At 71.5% G+C, this 20024-nt stretch carries 20 protein-coding genes; 7 read left to right on the top strand and 13 right to left on the bottom strand.

The features are described 5' to 3' along the window. Nucleotides 1–16 precede the first annotated feature (16 nt). The gene (locus QM792_RS18100) at nt 17–712 is read right to left on the bottom strand and encodes a hypothetical protein (protein ID WP_415151494.1); all 696 of its coding nucleotides are present in this window, start codon (nt 710–712) and stop codon (nt 17–19) included. A 212-nt stretch (nt 713–924) separates the two neighbouring features. Here QM792_RS18100 and QM792_RS18095 point away from each other — a divergent pair, with 212 nt between their 5' ends. Beyond that, on the top strand, nt 925–2505 hold the full coding sequence (locus tag QM792_RS18095; protein WP_415151493.1) for a long-chain-fatty-acid--CoA ligase: 1581 nt from the start codon (nt 925–927) through the stop codon (nt 2503–2505). A 19-nt stretch (nt 2506–2524) separates the two neighbouring features. Here QM792_RS18095 and QM792_RS18090 read toward each other — a convergent pair whose 3' ends face one another. From QM792_RS18090 to QM792_RS18050, 9 genes are all read right to left on the bottom strand, one after another. After that, nucleotides 2525–3316, bottom strand: a complete 792-nt coding sequence (locus tag QM792_RS18090) for an enoyl-CoA hydratase/isomerase family protein (RefSeq protein WP_415151492.1) — start codon at nt 3314–3316, stop codon at nt 2525–2527. Between the two features lie 16 nt (nt 3317–3332). Continuing rightward, the gene (locus QM792_RS18085; RefSeq protein ID WP_415151491.1) at nt 3333–4118 is read right to left on the bottom strand and encodes an SDR family NAD(P)-dependent oxidoreductase; all 786 of its coding nucleotides are present in this window, start codon (nt 4116–4118) and stop codon (nt 3333–3335) included. Nucleotide 4119: 1 nt separating this feature from the next. Beyond that, nucleotides 4120–4332, bottom strand: coding sequence for a hypothetical protein (locus QM792_RS18080; protein ID WP_415151490.1), 213 nt, complete (start codon nt 4330–4332; stop codon nt 4120–4122). Between the two features lie 39 nt (nt 4333–4371). Next, the gene (locus QM792_RS18075) at nt 4372–5958 is read right to left on the bottom strand and encodes a phytoene desaturase family protein (RefSeq protein WP_415151489.1); all 1587 of its coding nucleotides are present in this window, start codon (nt 5956–5958) and stop codon (nt 4372–4374) included. Then, nucleotides 5955–6299 (bottom strand): Rieske (2Fe-2S) protein, encoded by a 345-nt coding sequence (locus QM792_RS18070; protein WP_415151488.1) that lies wholly within the window; start codon nt 6297–6299, stop codon nt 5955–5957. The genes QM792_RS18075 and QM792_RS18070 overlap by 4 nt, the downstream gene beginning before the upstream one ends. Before the next feature lie 3 nt (nt 6300–6302). Next, on the bottom strand, nt 6303–7694 hold the full coding sequence (locus tag QM792_RS18065) for an aromatic ring-hydroxylating oxygenase subunit alpha (protein ID WP_415151487.1): 1392 nt from the start codon (nt 7692–7694) through the stop codon (nt 6303–6305). An 86-nt stretch (nt 7695–7780) separates the two neighbouring features. Continuing rightward, nucleotides 7781–8077, bottom strand: a complete 297-nt coding sequence (locus QM792_RS18060; protein ID WP_415151486.1) for a cytochrome C oxidase subunit IV family protein — start codon at nt 8075–8077, stop codon at nt 7781–7783. Next, the gene (locus tag QM792_RS18055) at nt 8074–8673 is read right to left on the bottom strand and encodes a cytochrome c oxidase subunit 3 family protein (protein ID WP_415151485.1); all 600 of its coding nucleotides are present in this window, start codon (nt 8671–8673) and stop codon (nt 8074–8076) included. Before QM792_RS18055 ends, QM792_RS18060 begins: the two co-directional genes overlap by 4 nt. Then, entirely contained in the window at nt 8666–9373 is a 708-nt protein-coding gene (locus tag QM792_RS18050) for a hypothetical protein (protein WP_415151484.1), read from the bottom strand. The genes QM792_RS18055 and QM792_RS18050 overlap by 8 nt, the downstream gene beginning before the upstream one ends. A gap of 123 nt (nt 9374–9496) precedes the next feature. Between QM792_RS18050 and QM792_RS18045 the strand changes: the two genes are divergently transcribed. After that, nucleotides 9497–10294 (top strand): enoyl-CoA hydratase/isomerase family protein, encoded by a 798-nt coding sequence (locus QM792_RS18045; protein ID WP_415151483.1) that lies wholly within the window; start codon nt 9497–9499, stop codon nt 10292–10294. Between the two features lie 24 nt (nt 10295–10318). Here the strand turns inward: QM792_RS18045 and QM792_RS18040 are convergent, their stop codons facing one another. Further along, nucleotides 10319–11047, bottom strand: a complete 729-nt coding sequence (locus QM792_RS18040) for a hypothetical protein (RefSeq protein WP_415151482.1) — start codon at nt 11045–11047, stop codon at nt 10319–10321. A gap of 90 nt (nt 11048–11137) precedes the next feature. Between QM792_RS18040 and QM792_RS18035 the strand changes: the two genes are divergently transcribed. Continuing rightward, on the top strand, nt 11138–11839 hold the full coding sequence (locus tag QM792_RS18035) for a hypothetical protein (protein WP_415151481.1): 702 nt from the start codon (nt 11138–11140) through the stop codon (nt 11837–11839). Nucleotides 11840–11853: 14 nt separating this feature from the next. Next, entirely contained in the window at nt 11854–12660 is an 807-nt protein-coding gene (locus tag QM792_RS18030) for an enoyl-CoA hydratase/isomerase family protein (protein ID WP_415151480.1), read from the top strand. A gap of 22 nt (nt 12661–12682) precedes the next feature. Here the strand turns inward: QM792_RS18030 and QM792_RS18025 are convergent, their stop codons facing one another. Beyond that, entirely contained in the window at nt 12683–14101 is a 1419-nt protein-coding gene (locus tag QM792_RS18025; protein WP_415151479.1) for a DHA2 family efflux MFS transporter permease subunit, read from the bottom strand. Between the two features lie 87 nt (nt 14102–14188). Here QM792_RS18025 and QM792_RS18020 point away from each other — a divergent pair, with 87 nt between their 5' ends. After that, on the top strand, nt 14189–14740 hold the full coding sequence (locus QM792_RS18020; protein ID WP_415151478.1) for an ECF-type sigma factor: 552 nt from the start codon (nt 14189–14191) through the stop codon (nt 14738–14740). A gap of 172 nt (nt 14741–14912) precedes the next feature. Further along, a complete protein-coding gene (locus QM792_RS18015) occupies nt 14913–17600 on the top strand; it encodes a protein kinase domain-containing protein (protein WP_415151477.1) in 2688 nt (895 codons plus the stop codon). Between the two features lie 274 nt (nt 17601–17874). Here QM792_RS18015 and QM792_RS18010 read toward each other — a convergent pair whose 3' ends face one another. Beyond that, nucleotides 17875–18741 (bottom strand): helix-turn-helix domain-containing protein, encoded by an 867-nt coding sequence (locus tag QM792_RS18010; RefSeq protein WP_415151476.1) that lies wholly within the window; start codon nt 18739–18741, stop codon nt 17875–17877. A gap of 105 nt (nt 18742–18846) precedes the next feature. Here QM792_RS18010 and pobA point away from each other — a divergent pair, with 105 nt between their 5' ends. After that, nucleotides 18847–20019 carry a 4-hydroxybenzoate 3-monooxygenase gene (gene pobA, locus QM792_RS18005; RefSeq protein ID WP_415151475.1) on the top strand — a complete coding sequence of 391 codons (1173 nt, stop codon included), beginning with the start codon at nt 18847–18849 and terminating at the stop codon, nt 20017–20019. Nucleotides 20020–20024 lie beyond the last annotated feature (5 nt).

The following is a 20024-nucleotide window of genomic DNA, read 5'->3' as shown; positions in this document are numbered from 1 at the left end:
GCGCATGCCGCGGCGCTCAGGCGGCGGCCGGCGCGGGCGGCAGGCGGCGGATCAGCCAGATGTTCGCCAGCGGCCACAGCGTGAAGGCGATGGCAAACGCCACGAACGGCGGCGACTTGAAGTAGGGGTCGACCTGCGCGAAGGCGAAGGTCAGCCACACCAGGTTGTTGGCCATGCACAGCTGGCGCAGCGGGGACTGCCCGGCGCGGCTCTTGCGCAGGCACATCAGGCCGGTGTGGAAGGGCGCCGACCAGATCGCCGTGATCGCGAAGCTGAGGAAATACAGCTCGTCGTTGAGCAGATCCTTCAGCACCCACCACATCGCGCCGACCGCCAGCGTGCCCAGCACCAGCGCGGCGCCGAACGCGCGTTTGCTCAGGCTCGGCCACAACTCGCGGTGGCCGTACTGGTAGATCACGTAGATGAGCCAGGCCTCGAAGGCGACGGTGCCGACCAGCGCGAAGGTCCAGGACTTGAACCACCAGTGGTTGTAGACGCCGAACCAGAGCGGGAAGTGCAGCACGAAGCTGAGGTCGTGCCAGAAGAACACCGAGGCGCCGAGGAAGGCCTCGGTGTAGACCTTCTCGCGCCGCGCCTGCCGCACCGCGCTGGTGAAGTAGATGAAGCTGCCGATCACCGCGCCGGCGATGCAGGGCAGGATGGTGGGCCAGTGCGCGTCGATGGCGCGGACCGAGGCTTGGTAGTCGTACATGCGGTGGTCGGGAAGAAGGTATCGGGCTTATATGGTACGTATCAATATCATATGACGCATGAGCGCCAGCCCGGCATCAGGGTTTTCCTCCGCGCCAGCGCCGGCCACGGTAGTCACCGGGGCTTTCCCTAGCGGGGTGGGGCCGCGAGTGTCCGATACTATGGTTCGATACCATATCAATCACCGACGACCAGGCGACGCAGGAGACCGACGTGAGCCCATCCACCCCCTTCGTCCCGAACTTCGACGCGATGCGCTTCGTCGGCGGCTACCCGAGCCACGGCGCGCGGCTGCATCCCACGCGGCCGGCGATCGTGGCCGACGCCGGTGCGTTCACCTACGCCGAGCTGGATCGCGCCAGCGACCGCTTCGCGCAGTACCTGGTCGAGCAGGGCCATGCGCCGGGCACGCGCATCGCCTACCTGGGCAAGAACAGCGAGCTGATGTTCCCGGTGCTGTTCGGCTGCATCCGCGCCGGCTGCGTGCTGGTGCCGATCAACTGGCGCTACGCGGCGCCCGAGGCGGCCTACGTGGTCGCCGACGCGCGGGCCGCGCTGCTGATTCACGGCCCGGAGGTGGATGCGATCGCGCGCGAGGTCGGCGCGCAGGCCGGGCCGGCGCTGCGCCTGATGAGCACCGTCGATGCTGCCCCCGGCGCCCCCGCGCTGCGCGACGTGCTGGCTGGCCCCGAGGCGCCGCGCCCGGCGCGCGGCGCCGCGCCGGACGACTGCGTGCTGCAGCTCTACACCAGCGGCACCACCGGCAAGCCCAAGGGCGTGATGCTGTCGCACCGCGCGATCTCGGTGGCGCGCTGGGTCGAGATGGACGCGCCCGACTGGGCCGACTGGAACGACGCCGACGTGGTGCTCTCGGCGATGCCCAACTTCCACGCCGGCGGCCTGTCGTGGATGCTGATCGGGCTGCTGCGCGGGCTGACCTGCGTGCTGACGGCCGATCCGGCGCCGGCCAACCTGCTGGCGCTGAGTCGCCGGTTCGGCGCCACGCGGACCTTCATGGTGCCCGCGGTGATCCGCATGGTGCTCGACGCGATCGACGCCGGCGACCGGCCCGCACCGCCGATCAAGACCATCTACTATGGTGCCGCGCCGATGGACGTGGCGCTGGTCGAGCGCTGCATGTCGGTCTTCCGCGGCTGCGGCTTCGGCCAGTTCTACGGCATGACCGAGGCCGCCGGCTCGGTGACCTTTCTCGCGCCGCGCGAGCACGACGTGGCGCGGCCCGAGCGGCTGCGCTCGGTCGGCCGCGCGCTGCCGGGCTACCGCATCGAGGTGCGCGATCCGCACGGCCGCGCGCTCGCGGCCGGCGAGCACGGCGAGCTGTGGGTGCATTCGGCGACGCTGATGCAAGGTTACTGGAACCTGCCCGAGGCCAGCGCCGAGGCGCTGGTCGACGGCTGGTACCGCAGCGGCGACGGCGCCTACATGGACGGCGAGGGCTACGTGTTCCTGACCGACCGCATCAAGGACATGATCATCACCGGCGGCGAGAACGTCTACCCGATCGAGGTGGAGCAGGTGCTGCGCCTGCACCCGGCGGTGCAGGACGCGGTGGTGGTGGGCGTGCCCGACGCGAAGTGGGGCGAGGCGATCTGCGCGGTGGTGGAGTGGCGCGCCGGGCAGAGCGCCACGCTCGACGAGCTGCGCGAGTTCGCGCGTGCGCACATCGCGGCCTACAAGCTGCCGCGCATCCTGAAGAGCACGCCGGCGCTGCCGCGCACGCCCACCGGCAAGCTGCAGCGCGCCGAGGTGCGCAGGCAGAGCCGCGGCGGCTGAGAGCCGCCGGCCGCGCGGCTCAGCCGCGCGCCGCCTTGAAGTCGGGCGCGCGCTTGGCGAGGAAGGCGGCCACGGCCTCCTTGTGCTCGGGCGAGGCGTAGGCGACGGCGAGCGCGTCGAGCTCGCGCTGCTGAACGCGGTCGAGGTCGGTCTCGCCGGCGTTGTCGGTCAGCAACTGCTTGGTGGCGCGCAGCGCCGCGTGCGGGTTGCGGCCCATGCGGCGCGCCAGCGCCTTGGCTTCGTCGAGCAGCGCCTCGGGTGCTGTCACTTGGTCGATCAGCGACAGGGCCAGCGCCTCGGGCGCCGTCAGCGCGTCGCCGGTCAGCAGCACGCGGCTGGCGGCGCCGAAGCCCATGCGGCGCTGCACGAAGTGCGAGGCGGCCAGCTCGGGCACCAGCCCCATCTTGACGAAGCGCAGCGCGAAGCTGGCCTCGCTCGACGCGACGATCTGGTCCATCGGCAGGATCAGCGACACGCCGATGCCCACCGCCGCGCCGTTGACCGCCGCGACGATGGGCTTGGAGCGGCGCAGCAGCGCCACCCAGTCCTGCGTGTCGGCCTCCGCGCGCGCCCGCAGTTTCTCGGCCTCGGACAGGCCGAACACCGCCGACATGTCGGCGCCGGCGCAGAAGCCCTTGCCCGTCGCGGTGACGACGATGGCGTCGACCTCGGGGTCGGCGTTGGCCGACTCGATGGCGCGGCGCAACTCGGCGTGCAGCCGGTAGGTCCAGGCATTGAGCTTGTCGGCGCGCGTGAAGGTGATCACGCACAGGCCCTGCTCGGCCGCGACGCTCAGCGTTTCGTGGTCCATCGCCTCGCCCTTTCGCTCAGGCCTGCATGCCGCCGTCGACGGCCAGCGACTGCGCGGTGATGAAACGCGCCCGCGACGACAGCAGGAACAGCGCGGCGTCGGCGATGTCGCTGGCCTCGCCCATCGTGCGCAGCGGGATCGCCTTGACGATGTTCTGCACCATCTGCGGCGTCAGCTCCTTGTCGATCACTTCCTTGCCGAGCCCGGCGTTGATCCAGCCCGGCCCGACGCAGTTGGCGCGCACGCCGTGGCGGCCCTCCTCCTTGGCCACGCCGCGCATCAGCATCTCGATCGCGGCCTTGGGCGCGGCCGACTGGATGTCGCGCGCCGGCACGCGCTCGACCGCCGCGGTGATCACCGCGACGTAGGCGCCGCGCGCGGCGCGCACGTGCGGCAGCGTGGCGTGCACGAGGTTGAAGCAGCCGTTCACGTCGACCGCCATCACGCGCGCCCAGGCCGCGGGGTCGATCTCGCCGATGAACTGCATGTGCAGGCCGGGTCCGCTGGCGTAGACCACCGAGTGCAGCGCGCCGTGGCGCGCGGCCACGTCGTCGACCAGCGCCTTCACCGCGCCGGCGTCCTCGATCGCCAGCGCGGCGATCTCGCAGCGCCGGCCCATCCCGTGCACCTGCGCGGCCACCGCCTCGGCGGCGGCGCGGTTGCGGCCGTAGGTGAGCACCACGTCGGCGCCGGCGCGCGCCAGCGTCAGCGCGATCTCGCGCCCGATGCCGCCGCTGCCGCCGGTGACCAGCGCCACGCCGCGCGCGAAGCGCGGTTCGTCGGCGAGCCAACTGCGGCTCATCTCAGGCTCCCTTGCCGGCGAGGAAGATCCTGAAGATCCGCCACAGCGTGCCGAAGCTCACCATCGAGTAGCCGCGTCGCAGCTCGGTGCCCGAGAGCACGGCCTGCACCGGCATCGCGCCCATGATCACGCCGCTGACGATCACCTTGCCGCCCTCGGTGCGCACCGAGCTGATCTCCATCAGCTCGGAGTTGTCGGTCGTCATCAGTCGCATGCGAATCTCTCCTCGTTGTCGCGGCGGTGCCCGTGCTGCTCACAGCACGAACGAGCGGGTCAGGTCCATCTTCCAGTCCATCATCATGCGCATCGCGGTGGCGCGGCCGCCGAAGTTGACGGTGCCGCCCGGGTGCATGAAGGGGCCGACCAGGTAGAAGGCGTCCAGCCCCGGCACGCGGTACTGCGCCAGCTCGGGCGTCGGCCGGCGGCCCATGTTCTGGCCCATCGTCGTGCCGATGCCGAAGATGTCGCCGGTGACCATGCTGGCCGAATGCCGGTGGTGCTCGAGCGGCGACTCGATGTGGCGCGCGATGATCTTCGAGTCGTCGATGTTGGTGGTGTAGCGCTTGTACTCCTCCCAGATCGCGTCGGCGTAGCGCTGGCGGTGCCGCTCCCAGGCCTCGAGCCCGCCGTCGGCGAGCACGCGCGGCGCGAAGTGGTACAGGTACAGCGCGCAGTGCCCGGCCGAGGGCGCGCGGCTCGGATCCTTGCGGCTGTTCATGATCGTCAGCGGGCTCAGGTGCTGCGGGATCTCGCCGTAGCGGTACTGGTCGAACACCTTGCGCACCGCCAGCTCGTTCTTGCGCACGAACTCGATGCACAGCACGTCGGACCAGCGCTCGTCGTCGCCGACCTTGAAGCGCGGCCATTCCGACAGCGCCACCTGCTGGTTCAGCGCGCCGTGGTTGCTGAGCTTGACCTGGCGCGCCGCCGCCGCGACCTCGCGGTCGACCTCGGGGATCAGCTCGCCGAGCCGCCACGGGTGGATGCAGCCGATCACCGCGTCCTTCGCGCGCAGCGTCTCGCCGTCCTTCAGCGTCACGCCGACGGCGCGGCCGCCGCTGACGTCGACGCGCGTCACCTCGGCCCGCGTGCGCACCGTGCCGCCGTGGTGCTCGATGCAGCGGATCAGCGCGTCGGTCACCGCGCGCGAGCCGCCCACCGGGATGTGCGCCTTGTAGGTGTGCGCCAGCCCGAACAGGCCGACCAGCATGCCGCCGGTGCCGTTGACCTCCGGGCCTTCCATCGTCTCGGCCACCCACTTCATCATGTGGATGCGCAGCTCGGGCGATTCGAACAGGCCTTCCAGGATGTCGTAGGCGCTGCGGAACATCATGTCCACCAGCCGGCGCCCGCGCGCGCTGCCTTCGAGCATCGTGATGAACGGGCCGGTGGGCATCGGCGGCGTCGCGCTGCCCTTGGTGAGCAGCGGCAGCAGCTCGATGCACTCCCTGGCGAAGCGGCGGTAGCTCTCGGCGTCGCGCTGCGAGAACTTCGCGATGTCCTCGCAGGTGCGGTCGATGCTGGCGTAGGCGATCAGGCTGTCGCCGCTGTCGAAGATGGTGCCGAAGCCGGCTTCCCAGGTCTTCCACTGCAGGCCGAACCGCGACATGAGTCCCAGTTCGTCGTGCTGGATCGCCGGGCTGGCGATGCACAGGTAGTAGCCCGAGGCGTGCGGGTCGTGCGTGAAGCCGGGCGCGATGTTGATCGAGACGACGCCGCCGCCGCACTGCTCGTTCTTCTCCAGCACCAGGACGCTCTTGCCGGCCTTGGCGAGGTAGGCCGCCGCGACCAGCGAGTTGCTGCCGGCGCCGACGACGACGATATCCGCTGTGTTGCTCATGAAGTCGCCGTGGCGAGGGGTTGGGAGGAGACGAGCACGCGCTCGCCCTCGATGCGCACGCCGAAGACGGCCAGCGGGCGCGGCGTCACGGCGTTCAGGGAGCGGCCGGTGGCCAGCTCGAAGCAGGCGCCGTGCTTGGGGCACAGCAGCGTGCCGTCGCGCAGCGCGCCGCCGGTCAGCGGCTGGAAGGCGTGCGGGCACGAGTTGTGCACGGCCCAGACCCGGCCGTCGCGCGCGTCGCGGCACACCAGCACCGGGCGGCCGCCCACCACCACGCAGTGCTGCGCGCCGGGCGGCACGCTGGCCAGCGCGGCCACGTCCTCGAAGCCGTCGGCCGTCACGGCTCAGGCCACGCCCAGCACGTCGCCGAGCACGTTGTGGAAGTACTGGATGCGCTGCTCCATGTAGCGCCCCAGCGTCTGGCGCGAGGCCTCGGGCGACGCGCCGCGCATGCCCTTCTGGATGTAGGGCAGGTTGCTCAGGTCCTGGTCGAACACGTGCGCCAGCGCGCCGAACTCGGGCGCCTTCTCGCTGAAGTAGTCGTCGAAGTCGAGGTGGTTGATCCGGCACGGCGGTGGCCGCACGCCGCCGGCGGGCAGCGGCATCGTCAGGCGCACGTTGAAGACCGACTCGTTGGGGTCGTCGCCGTGGGGCAGGAACTGGTAGAGCAGCGGCAGGCCCTCGCCGAACCAGATGCCGAAGTTCGGAAACATGTGGAACTGCGTGGCGTCGATCATCTCGGAGTCGCAGTGCCGCGAGAAGTCGCGGCCCAGCGCATGGCCCATCAGACCGCGGCGCCACTCGGCGAGCTGGGCGCGCGCGTTGCCCCTGGAGGTGTCGAAGCCCGGCACCGGCACGCCCGGCGCGGCCATCGCGAAGAAGGCCGCCACGCCGTCGGCCGCGATCTGCATCGAGGCGCCGTCGCCCAGGTGCGGGCTGGGCACCGCCGAGGGCGTGATCAGCCGGCTGATGCGGCCGGCGCCGTCGTGCCAGATGTCGTAGCGCGTGCTGGCGTCGCCGGTGAAGGGCAGCGCGTCGGAGTGGGTCTCGATCACGTGGTAGGCCTCGAGGAAGGCCTCCAGCACCGTCTTCCAGTTGGCGCGGATCTTCTTGCTGGCGTGCGCGAAGGTGTAGCGCTCGCCGTGGCCGCGCCCCTCGAAGGCCTGCGGCAGCACGCCCAGCGACTCCTTCAGCGGCGCGGCGTTCGGGTCGGGGTTGACGAAGACGAAACCTTCCCAGGTGTCGACCTTCACCTCCTTCAGGCTGTGCGTCGCGGCGGAGACGCCGGCGAAGTCCCACTGGCAGGGCACCGTCTTCAGGCAGCCGTCGACCCGCCACTGCCAGCCGTGGAAGGGGCAGCGCAGGCTGTCGCCCGCGCCCGGCGCGTTGACCAGCCGCGTGCCGCGGTGCAGGCAGGCGTTGTAGAAGGCCTTGAACTCGTTCGGGCCGCTGCGCACGATGATCAGCGCCAGGCCGGAGCCGACGTCGTAGGGCACGCGGTCGCCGACCTCGGGGATGTCCTCGGTGCGGCAGGTGACCTGCCAGGTCCGGGTCCACAGGCGCTCCATCTCCAGGCGCGCGAAGGCCGGGTCGGTGTAGCGGCTGAAGGGGATGGTGCGCGCCTCGGGCAGGAACTCGCTGCGCAGGCGCAGCCCGGCGGGCAGCGGACGGCTGTCCTGGGCCAGCAGGTCGCTGGCGAGCGGGCTCACGCGGGATGACATGCCGGGCTGGCTCATGCGGGCTCCAGAAGCAGTTCGGGTAAATCGTAGTGTGCCATACGATATGGCTGCGCAAGCCCGGAACAACCCCGAGCGCGGCGCGGTCAGGGCGGCGCGGGCGCGGCCAGCAGCAGGCCGACCAGCAGCGCGCAGACCCCCACGACCCAGGCTTCGGCGGCGATGCGCATGGCCGGCGGCGCGTGGCGCAGCTCCATGAAGTCGAGGATCACGAAGCGCGCCTTGAGGAAGGCCACGACCAGGATCGCCACGCTGGCGTGGCGCACGTCGTCGAAGCCGATGCCGTGGCCCATCTCCCAGGAGAGCGCCGTGGCCGCCACCAGGCCGAGCCACACCAGGTGGATGCGCTGGCTCGAGAGTCGTCGAAGGATCCGCATCGTCATTTCACCAGGTACAGCAGCGCGAACAGCACGATCCACAGCAGGTCCACCAGGTGCCAGAAGCTGGCGCCGCTTTCCAGGTTGCGCAGCGTGGTGGGCGTGTACACGCCCGACCGGGTGTGGCGGGCCAGCAGCACGAGCGCCACCATGCCCAGCGCCACGTGCGCGAAGTGGATGCCGGTGAACATGAAGTAGTACATGAAGAAGTCGTTGGTCGTCAGGAAGATGCCGGCGCGGATCTTCTCGCCGTACTCCAGCACCTTGATGACGCCGAACAGCGCGCCGCAGGCCACGGCCGCCATCAGCAGCCGCGGCGTGGCCTTGCCCGGCTTCTCGCGCGCAGCGCGCACCGCCATCGCGACGAACCACGAGCTCGACAGCATGATGAAGGTGTTGATCGCGCCGTAGCCCTGGTTCAGCCGCGCCTGCGATTCGGTGAACAGAGCGACGTCGGCGCCGCGGTAGTACAGGAAGATCGCGAAGAACAGCGAGAACATCATCATGTCGCCGAACACCAGCACCCAGATGCCGGCCTCGCCGGGCACGCGGGTGGCGCTCGTCGCGGGTGCGGCGCGGTCGGTCATCACGGCTTCAGGCATGGGCCTTCTCCTCGGCGGCCTGGCGGTCGATCGCCGCGAGCAGGAAGTGCCACATCACGCCGAGCCAGCAGAGGAAGAAGCTCACCGGCAGCCAGAAGCCGATCAGCCCGTTCCACGCGAACGGCCCGCTCTTGAAGAAGGTCGAGAAGCCGCCGCCGATGCCCATCAGCGCCACCCACAGCGTGAAGAAGCAGGCCCAGCGCGGCAGGAAGGGCCGCGGTCGCCGGTCCGACAGGCCGACGATCGCGATGCACGACAACTGCACCACGTACTCCGGATAGACCATCACGAAGGTCAGCCAGCCGGCGTCGTTGATCGTGCGCAGCAGCTCGGGGGAGAGGTCCTCGCGGTAGGCGGCCACCGTCCACAGCATGCTGCAGACGATGAAGAAGACCACCAGCACCAGCGCCGCGCCGTACTGCACCAGCGAGAGCATCGGCAGCGGGCCTTTCTCGATGCGCGCCATCTGCGCCGAGATCGGCGCGGCCCACAGCAGGATCAGGCACGAGCTGACCAGGCCGATCAACTGGCCGGCGCGGATGCCCAGGCGGTTCTCGTCGTAGAGGCGAACCAGCTCGCCGGCCGGCAGGCTCGGCGCATGCGGCGGCACGAAGCCGGCCAGCACGATGAAGCCGAACAGGTAGACCAGCACGAAGGGCACGATGGCCCAGGCGAACCAGCGTTGATGGGTGGTGTTCACGGCGCGAAACGGAAGGCGAAAAGGGCGGTGGAAGGGGCATGGAGGGGGCAATGACGTATAGTTGCATACGAATTGCGCGAGCGTCAATCGAGGCGTTCCCGATGCAATGCGCGGAGACCCGTCATGACCGACCACGTGATCGAGCTCGAGCAAGAAGGCGTGCTCGAATTCCGCCTCAACCGGCCCGACAAGCTCAACGCGATCACGCCGGCGATGCTGGCGCGGCTGCGCGAGGCGGTCGAGCGCTTCGCCGCGTCGCCGGCGCTGCGCGTGATGGCGATCACCTCGAGCGGCCCGTACTTCACCTCCGGCCTCGAGGTGACGGCGGACATCTCGCCGCCCGAGGGCAGCAGCACGCTCGAAGGGCGGGCCTGGTACCGCAACACCTACCACCGGCTGTTCGACGAGATCGAGGCGATCGAGAAGCCGGTCGTCGCGGCGCACCAGGGCCACTGCTTCGGCGGCGGGCTGGAGCTGAGCCTGTCGTGCGACTTCCGCCTCGCGGCGCGCGGCACCACCTACCGCCTGCCCGAGATCGACATCGGCGCGCTGCCCGGCTCCGGCGGCGTGAGCCGGCTCACGCGCGTGGCCGGGCCGCACTGGGCGCGCTGGCTGGTGATGGCCGGCGAGCGTGTCACGGCCGACGAGGCGCTGGCGATGGGCTTCGTGCACCGCGTGCACGACGACGCGGTGTTCGCCGACGAGGCGATGGCCTTCTGCCGCAAGCTCGCGCGCCAGCCCTACGAGATGATGGGCCTGGCCAAGCTGTCGATCGAGCTGGCGCAGGACCTGGGCCGCGCGCAGGGGCGCAACGTCGAGCGCATCGCCAACAGCATGCTGTTCACCGGCGCCGAGCACAAGGCGATGGTGCAGGCCTTCCTCGACCGGCAGGCCGCCAAGCGCAAGGCGCGCGGCGCTTGACGAGGCCTCGCTGGTCCGCGGTAGTCAGGCGTCGTTCGACACCGCGCCCTGCGGCATCTTCGCCGCCGCCTGGCGCTTCAGCGCCCGCAGCATGGCCACCGACACCGTCGTGACCCAGGCGCCGAACACCGTCAGCGGCATCCAGTACACCACCGCGCCGTTCCACGAGAACGGGCCGCTCTTGGGCAGGAAGGCGAACGCGCCGACCTCGAAGGCGAGCGCCGCCCACAGCGTGAAGTAGCCGATCCAGCGCGGGAAGGGCGAGTCCGGCACGTCGCCCTTGTGCGTCAGGCTCAGGAACGCCAGCGAGACCATCTGGAAGATGTAGTACTGGTCGGTGGTGGTCAGCGTCAGCAGCGCCAGCTCGTGCATCAGTGCCGTCACCTCGGCCGGCCGCGTCGGCGTGTAGGCCGCGACGCCCCAGAAGACGCCCGGTATCACCAGGAAGATCGACATCATGATGCCGCCCGCGAAGGCGAGCACGGCCCACACCGGCCTGCCGCGCTCGAGCCGCGCCATCTGGATCGCCACCACGGTGGAGAAGGGCACCATGAAGGCGCTGGTCCACGACGCGACCATGGCGCCCAGGCGGATGTGCAGGCTGTTGTCGGCGTAGAAAGCCGCCACCTGGTCGGCCGTCAGCGTGGCCGAGGGCGGCGGCATCATCTTCAGCAGGCCCCACAGCGTGAAGCCGAAGATGTACATGAAGGCCAGGCCCCACCAGATCATGATGGCTTGAGCGCGCTCGGACATGGGGTGGTTCCGCCGGGTTGTGGAGGCGTCAATAGTATGATTGAATAAGATACGCAGCAAGACGTAAAACGCATCCCGGAGACGAGCCCCATGTACGACCCGCGCGCGGCGCTGCTCGCCATCGACACCCACACCGTGCCGATCATGATCTGCCTGCTGCTCACGGTGGCGGCGGCCTTCCTGTACTTCACGATCGCGGTGCGCATGGCGCTGAAGCAGAAGGTCTACGTCGTGCCCTTCATCGGCTCGGCCATCTTCCTGTGGCACGACTTCACCTTCGTGATGCTGTACGACAAGTGGTTCGAGGTCTACGACCACTGGTGGGTGAAGATGTGGTGGTTCGCGCTGGTGGGCACGGTGATCTTCGAGATCGTGATGATCGTGCAGGTCTACCGCTACGGCCACGAGGAGCTGTGGCCGCGCCTGTCCAGGCGTGCCTTCGGCTGGATGCTGGTGCTGGGCACTTTCGGCCTGGGCGCGATGTGGCTGCTGGTCAAGGTGTCGCTCGGCGACGAGCTGTTCTTCATCACCTTCATCATCACCGCGGTGTTCTCGGTGCCGCTGCACACCGCAATCATGTCGCGTCGCCAGACCCGCGCCGGGCAGTCGGCGGTGATGGAGCTGTCGACCATCGTGATGCTGTGGGCGCAGACCTACGCCTACTCGCACGCCGCGCCGTTCTTCAAGTCGACGCCGTTCCTGCTGTTCGTCGCCGCCTTCACGCTGTGGCCGCTGGCCAACGTCTGGCTGCTGTACCGCCTGCCGAAAGCCCCCGCGCCGGCGGCCGCCTGAACGACGCCGCGGCCGTGGACGAGCCGATCGACTACCGCCGCTACACGCAGCTCGGCGTCGAGCTGGGCGGGCGCATCGCGACCGTGACGCTGTGCAGCGGCGCGCGTTTCAACGCCGTCACCTGGCGCATGCACCACGAGCTGGGCGATGTCTTCGGCGACCTGGCGCGCGACGCGCGCGTCGACGTGATCGTGCTGACCGGCGCGGGCGACGCCTTCTGCGCCGGCGCCGACCTGCGCTGGCTGCAAGGGCAGCTCGACGACCCACCGGCGCCGCGCGAGGCGCGCGAACGCGGCCGCGCCATCGTGCTGGGGCTGCTCGATTGCCCCAAGCCCATCATCGCGCGCGTCAACGGCGACGCCATCGGCCTGGGCGCCACGCTGGCGCTGCTGTGCGACATCGTCGTCGCGGTGGACGGCGCGCGCTTCGCCGATCCGCACGTGCGCATCGGCTTGGCGGCCGGCGACGGTGGCGCGCTGATCTGGCCGCTGCTGATCGGCTACGCACGCGCCAAGGAGTTCCTGCTCACCGGCAACAAGGTCGCGGCGCCCGAGGCGGCGCGCATGGGCCTGATCAACCATGCCGTGCCGGCGGCCGAACTCGACGCCACCGTGCAGCGCTTCGCGCGCCAGCTCGCCGCAGGCGCGCCGATGGCGATCCAGTTCACCAAGGCGGCCACCCACATCCCGCTGCGCCAGGCGGTGGAGAGCGTGCTCGAAGCGTCGCTGGCGCTCGAAGGGCAGACGCTGCGCAGCCACGACGCGCGCGAAGGCGTGGCGGCTTTTCTCGAAGGGCGCGAGCCGCGTTTCCGCGGACGCTAGCCGGCGCGCGGCCCGGGCGGGCTCAAGCCCCGGCCGCCCCGTCCGCCGCCTCCTGCGCCCTCATCCGCCACGCCGCGATGACCGACGCGCCGACGATCAGCCCGAGCAGCAGGAAGCCCTGCGCGAACGCGCTCGACAGGCCATCCGCACGGCCCGCCAGCGCCTGCTGGCGCCAGGCGATGAACACCGCCGTGCCGGCGATGCCCAGCACGCCGCCGATCTGGCGCATCAGGCTGACGACGACGGCCGAGGGCGCCAGCAGCGGCGCCGGCAGCTCGCGCACGCTGGCCAGGTTGAGCGCCGGCAGGATCAGGCCCAGGCCGATGCGGCCGACCACCGTCGCGGCGATCAGCTCGACCTGCCCGATCTGTCCGCCCCGCACGGCGAAGGGAAGAAACGACAGGCCGAACAGCACCAACCCCGCGGTGGTGACCAGGCGCGGCGAGTGGCTGTCGGCCAGCCGGCCGGCCAGCGGCGTCGTCAGCAGCAGCGCGATGCCGGCCGGGACGAGCACGCTGCCCGAGGCGGTGGCCGAGTAGCCCAGCGCTTCCTGCAGGAACACCGGAATCAGGTAGGTCGAGCCGTACAGGCCGAAGCCGTAGGTGAAGGACACCAGCGAGCCCATCGCGAAGCTGCGGTTCGCGAAGGGTTCGAGGCGCACGATCGGTGCCTTGTGCCGGCGCGCGTGGACGACGAAGCCGCCGGCCAGCACGACGGCCAGGGCCAGTTCCAGCGCGCCGCCGCGCTGCAACGCGCTGATGCCGGCCATCAGCGACAGCGTGGCGGCGCCCAGCAGCGTCGCGCCCCACAGGTCGAAGGGGCGGCGCTCCAGGCTGCGCGGCGCGGGCAGCAGGAACTGGCCGGCGACCAGCGCGGCCACGCAGAACGGCAGGCTGAGCAGGAAGATCGACGGCCAGCCGAAGGCATCGACGAGCACGCCGCCGAAGGCCGGCGCGACCGCCGGCGTCGCCGCCACGCCCAGCGTCATCAGGCCCGAGGCGCGGCCCTGGATCTCCGGCGGGAACAGCCGCATGATCACCAGCAGCGCAAGCGGCTGCAGCACGCCGGTGGCGGCGCCTTGCACCACCCGCGCCAGCACCACGAGTTCGAAGCTGCGCGCGAAGCAGCCGGCGACGCTGGCCGCGGCCAGCAGCCAGACCGCGGCGAGGAAGACGCGCCGGAAGCCGAAACGCTCCAGCAGCCACGAGGCCGGCAGCATCGCCAGCGTCATCGCGGCCATGAAGCCGGTCATTGCCCATTGCACGCTGTCGGCGCCGAGGCCGAAGGCCCGGCTCAGCGCGGGCAGCGCGACGTTGAAGCTCGAGGTCTCGAGCACGCCGGCGACGATGCCGGTGCCGACGACGACCAGCACCATCCAGCGATAGCGGCTGCCGTATGCGGCCTCCAGCGACTCGAGCGAGGGCGGCGGAGGCAGCGGCATGGCGTGCGAGTTTAAGGCCGCCGCGGCGGCCGCCGCTTGCGCGGGCCGCGCCGCTGCGCGATGCTCGCGCCCGGGAGGCACACGCGCATGGCGACGATCGAGGAACTGGCCGCCGCCACGCAGCGGGGCGATGCCGAGGCCCGCGCCGCGCTCTTCGCGGCGCTGTACGACGAGCTGCACCGCCTGGCGCGCCGCGAGCTGTACAAGAGCGGCGGCGCGCTGACGCTGGGCGCGACCACGCTGCTGCACGAGGCCTACCTCAGCGTGGCCGGCGCCGGCGGCGCGGGCTTCCCCGACAAGGCGCGCTTCATGGCCTATGCGGCGCGCGCGATGCGCAACCTGGTGATCGACCACGTGCGCCGCCGCCAGGCCGGCAAGCGCGGCGGCGGCCTGGACTTCACCGAACTCGACACCACCATTGCCGAGCAGGTCGGCGACGCCGCGCCGCTGGAAGCGATCGGCGACGCGCTCGACGCGCTGGCGCAGGTCGAGCCGCAACTGGCCGAGCTGGTGGACCTGAAGTTCTTCTGCGGCCTGGGCTTCGAGGAGATCGCCGCGCTGCGCGGCGTGTCGGCGCGCACCGTGCAGCGCGACTGGGAGAAGGCGCGCCTGTGGCTGGAGCACTCGCTCGGGTCCTGAGGGGCGTTCGCGCGCCGCCTGTCGTGTTTTGCCGTTCCTTTGCGTTGTTCCCGAGTAGCCGGCGCTGCATCCCGCAGTGGCCGGCGCCACTCGGGAGATTCATCATGGCCATCATCGCCTTCGGCTTCATCCTTTCCACCGCCAGCCTGCTCGTCGCCGCCTGGCTCGACGCATGAGCATCGACGCCTCGCGCTGGCAGCGCCTGAGCCCCTGGCTCGACCAGGTGCTCGAGCTGCCGCCGGCCGAGCGCGACGCCTGGCTGCACGCGCTGGCCGCGCGCGAGCCGGCGCTGGCCGCCGAGCTGCGGGCGGTGCTCGCGGGCGCGGCCGCGTCGGATGCGCAGGCGCTGCTGCAAGGCGCGGCGAGCGGCGCTTTCGGCGCGCTGGCCGGCCGGCGCGTCGGCGCCTACACGCTGATCGAGCCGCTGGGCGAGGGCGGCATGGGCTCGGTGTGGCTGGCCGAGCGCAGCGACGGCCGCTTCGAGGGCCGCGCGGCCGTCAAGCTGCTGCACGCCGGCCTGGTGCAGCGCGCGCTGGCCGAACGCTTCCGGCGCGAGGGCGCGATCCTGGCGCGGCTGTCGCATCCGCACATCGCGCGGCTGGTCGACGCCGGCCTCAGCGACGAGGGCCAGCCCTACCTCGTGCTCGAACACGTGGCCGGCGAGCGCATCGACCGCTGGTGCGACTCGCGCCGCCTGGGGCTGCGCGAACGCATCGCGCTGTTCGTGCAGGTGCTGCAGGCGGTGCAGCACGCGCACACCCTGCTCGTGGTGCACCGCGACCTGAAGCCCGCCAACGTGATGGTCGACGCCGAGGGCAGCGTCAAGCTGCTCGACTTCGGCATCGCCAAGCTGATCGACGACGGCGACGCGCCGGCCGAGGCCACCGAGCTGACGCGCGCCAGCGGCCGCGCGCTGACGCCGCTGTACGCGGCGCCCGAGCAGTTGCGCGGCGACCCGGTGAGCACCGCCACCGACGTGTACGCGCTCGGCCTGCTGCTGGCCGTGCTGCTGACCGGCCAGCACCCGCGCCTGGACGCGCAGGGGCACCAGGCGGATGCGGACGACGCGCTGCCGCGCGCCAGCCGCATGGTCGTCGACCGCACGCGCCGCGGCGAGGCCGAGCTGGACGCCGCCGCCGCGTCGCGCGGCAGCACGCCGGCGCGGCTGGCGCATGTGCTGGCCGGCGACCTCGACAACATCATCGCCAAGGCGTTGCGGTCCGCGCCCGGCGAGCGCTACGCCACCGCGGCCGCGTTCGCCGACGACCTGCAACGCCACCTCGACGGGCACACGGTGAGCGCGCGGCCCGATTCCTGGGGCTACCGCGCGAGCCGATTCGTCGGCCGGCACAAGGCGGGCGTCGCGCTGGCGGCGCTGGCGCTGGCGTCCATCGTCACGGCGGCCGGCGTGGCCGAGCAGCAGCGGCGCGAGGCCGAGCGCGAGCGCATCGTCGCCGAACGCGAGCGCGACACGGCGGCGCGGCAGCGCGAGCAGGCCGATGCGGTGGCGAGCTTCCTGGAAGAGCAGCTCGGCCAGTTCGACGAGCCGGGGCGGCCGCGCGACCCGGCCGCGCGCGTGGACCTCGCGCAGCGGCGCGCCGAGCAGCTCTTTCACGACGTGCCCGAAGTGCTCGCACCGCTGCACGATCTCTTCTACAGCCTCAACGAAGGCCTCGGCCGCGGTGAAGCGATGCAGCGCAACGTCGAGACGATCGAAGCCGCCGCGCAGAAGATCGACGACCCGGTGGCGCGCGCCGCCGCCTGGTGCGGCGCAGAGTCGGAGAGCCTGACCGATGCCGAGTCGATCGCGCGCATCGACCGCGGCCTGGCGCTGCTGCCCGCGGGTTCGGGCAGCGGTCTCGTGCGCTTCAAGTGCCTGTTCCACCGCGCCTCGCACCTGCAGAACCAGGCCCGCGACGCCGATGCGCTGCGCGACCTCGATGCGGCCTACGAGGCGGCGCCCGAGCTGAACCGCCGCGTCGCCGCGATGGCCTTCCTGCGCGCGCGCGCCTGGTCGCTCAACAATCAGGGCCAGGACGAAGCCGCCGACCGGATCTACCGGGAGATCATCGAGCAGATGCGCGCGGCGGGGCGCGAGCATTCCGTCCGCTTCGTGCGCGACCTGCACTCGCGCGCCTTGTTCCACTGGCGCATGGGCCGCCCGCGCGAAGGCCTGGTCTTCTCGCGGCAGGCCGGCGAACTGGCGCGGCAGATCGGCAAGGTGCCTGTCGTGGTCAGCGTCTTCGAGGGCCGCATGCTGTTCGACCTGGGGCGCACGGACGAGGCGCGCCGCCTGTGGGAGAGCGTGCTGGTGCACGGCGGCCGCACCGAGCCGCCGTTCCCGCGCGGCTGGGACTTCGTGGCGCACCTGGAGCAGTTGCGCGGCCGCGCCGACGAGGCGGTGGCCGTGATGGTCAAGGATCTCGAACCGCGCGGCGGCCGCTTCGAGGACTCGCGCGACACCATCAACCGGCTCGAGCTGGCGCTGCTGCTGGTGCAACTGGGCCGGGGCGAGCGCGCACTGGCCGTGCTGGCGGAACTCGACGCGGCGCCCGACCTGAAGCTGTTCCGCTGGGAGAAGCACTGGCTGCGCGCCAGCGCCTGCAACCTGACGGGGCAGCCCGCGCAGGCCGAGGCGGCCGCGCGCGCGGCCATCGCCGAGGCGGTGATCCGCTCGCCGCAGCAGGGGCGCTCCGCGCTGCACGGCCACGCCTGGCTCGAACTCGCCCGCGCGCTGGCCGCGCAGGGCCAGGCCGCCGAGGCGCGCGCCGCCGCCGAGCGCGCCGTGCTGGAACTCGACGATGCGCTCGGGCCGCAGCACGATGCGACGCAGGCGGCCGTCGCGCTGGCCCGGCGCTGAGCGCGGCTAGGGCCTGTTCACCCTACGGATGCCAGTGCGAACGGACCTGGCAGGGCGCAGGGCAAGGCGCGCGACGACGCCAAGCCTGGACGGCTTGGCTAGGAGCGCAACGCCGCGCTGCGCCCTGCCAGGCCCGTTCCCTGCGGGTTGCCCCGACAAAGCCCGCGCGCGGCGTTGCAAACCTTGCCCAGGCGTCCAGCCTGGGCTGCGCTTTGCGCCTTGCTCGCGGGCTTTGTCGGGGCAACGCATCTGGCATCCGTAGGGTGAACAGGCCCTAGCCCGAGCGCGTCTGCAGCTCACGCCGGAACGCGCGCGGCGAACGCCCGGCCACGCGCGTGAAGACGCGGCTGAACAGCGCCGGGTCGACGAAACCCAGCGTGTAGGCGATCGACGCGACGCTCAGGTGCGTGAAGGCGAGCTGGCGGCGCGCCTCGCGGATCACGCGCGCGTCGATCAGGCGCGAGGCCGGCGCGCCGCTGGCCGCGCGCGCGACGCGGCTCAGGTGGGTGGGCGTCACCGCCAGCGCGCGTGCGTAGTCGGCCACGCCCCAGTGCTCGCGGTAGTGCGCTTCCAGCAGCGCCTCGAAGCGCTGCAGCAGGTGCGATTCCGTCATGTTCCGCGCCATCGGGTCGGCGCGTGCGCCGGCCCGCGCGGCGCAGCCGAGCAGCGTGCCGGCCAGCCCGCGCAGCACCAGCGCGCGCGCCGTCGCGCGGCCGGCGTACTCGCGCGCGAGCCGCGCCGCCAGCGCGTCGATGCCGTCGTCGGCGCGGCCCACCCAGGCGCGGCCGAGCAGGCGCCGCACCTCGGGCTCGCGCGCCAGCAGCTCGTCGAGCAGCGCGTCGGCCAGCGTCAGCACCAGGCCGTCGGTGCCCGGCTCGAAGGTGAAGGCGTGCACCGTGCCGGGCGGCACGTTGACCAGCGAGCCCGCGCCCAGCGCCAGCTCGGCGTCGGCCAGCCGCGTCATGCCGCCGCCGGCGCGCAGCAGCAGCAACTGGTGCAGCCGGTCGTGGCGGTGCGGCGCCAGCTCCCATTCGTACAGCACCGAGCGCTCGGCGATGGTCTCGCAGTGCATCACGTCGGGCAGGTGCTCGCGCTCGCCGTAGAGGCTGTAGTGGCGGACGGCGGCGGCGGGGCGGATCATGTTCGAATCGTACAAGTCCTGGCGCGATCCGGCCATTCCGCGCCGGCCGCCGCGGCGTTACCTTGCGGGCCTGATCCGCGAACCGCATTCCACAGGAGACGAGACATGAAGACCAGCGTTTGCATCATCGGCGGCGGCCCTTCGGGGCTGCTGCTGTCGCAGTTGCTGCACCTGAAGGGCATAGACAACGTCGTGCTCGAGCGCCAGAGCCGCGAGTACGTGCTCGGCCGCATCCGCGCCGGCGTGCTCGAGCACGGCTTCGCCGCGCTGATGCGCGAGGCGCAGTGCGGCGAGCGCATGGACCGCGAGGGCGAGATCCACGAGGGCTTCTTCATCGCCCACGACGGCCGCATGGACCGCGTCGACCTGCACAAATACAGCGGCGGCAGCTCGGTGGTGGTGTACGGCCAGACCGAGCTGACGCGCGACCTCTACGACGCGCGCGACCGCATGAACGGCCAGGTGATCCACAACGCCGAGGACGTGCAGCCGCACGAGCTGACCAGCGCGACGCCGCACGTCACCTACCGCCGCGGCGACGAGATCGTGCGCATCGACTGCGACTACGTGATCGGCGCCGACGGCTTCCACGGCGTCAGCCGCAAGTCGATCCCGAAGGGCGTGCTGCGCGAGTACGAGAAGGTCTACCCGTTCGGCTGGCTGGGCGTGCTGTCGCGCACCAGGCCGGTGTCGCCGGAGCTGATCTACGCGCGCCACGAGCGCGGCTTCGCGCTGTGTTCGCTGCGCTCGCAGGTGCTGTCGCGCTACTACGTCCAGGTGCCGCTGTCCGACAAGGTGGAGGACTGGCCGGACGACGCGTTCTGGGCCGAACTGAAGCGCCGCCTGCCGGCCGAGGTGGCGGCGCGGCTGGTCACCGGCGCGTCGATCGAGAAGTCGATCGCGCCGCTGCGCAGCTTCGTCGCCGAGCCGATGCGCTACGGCAACCTGTTCCTGGCCGGCGACGCGGCGCACATCGTGCCGCCCACCGGCGCGCGCGGGCTGAACAGCGCGGCCTCCGACATCCACTACCTCTACCACGCGCTGGTGGCGCACTACCAGCGCGGCGACGACAGCGGCCTGGAAGGCTACTCGGCCAAGGCGCTGGCGCGGGTGTGGAAGGCGCAGCGCTTCTCGTGGTGGATGACGACGCTGCTGCACACCTTCCCCGACAGCATCGCCTACGACAGGAAGCTGCAGGACACCGACCTCGCCTACCTGTTCTCGTCGGAGGCGGCGCAGCGCTCGCTGGCGGAGAACTACGTCGGCCTGCCGTTCTGAGGATG

The organism is Piscinibacter sp., from assembly GCF_047600445.1.
GTDB lineage: Bacteria > Pseudomonadota > Gammaproteobacteria > Burkholderiales > Burkholderiaceae_C > Piscinibacter.
Note: the sequence above shows the minus strand (reverse complement) of the source record. Positions and strands in the feature narration are given on the sequence as shown.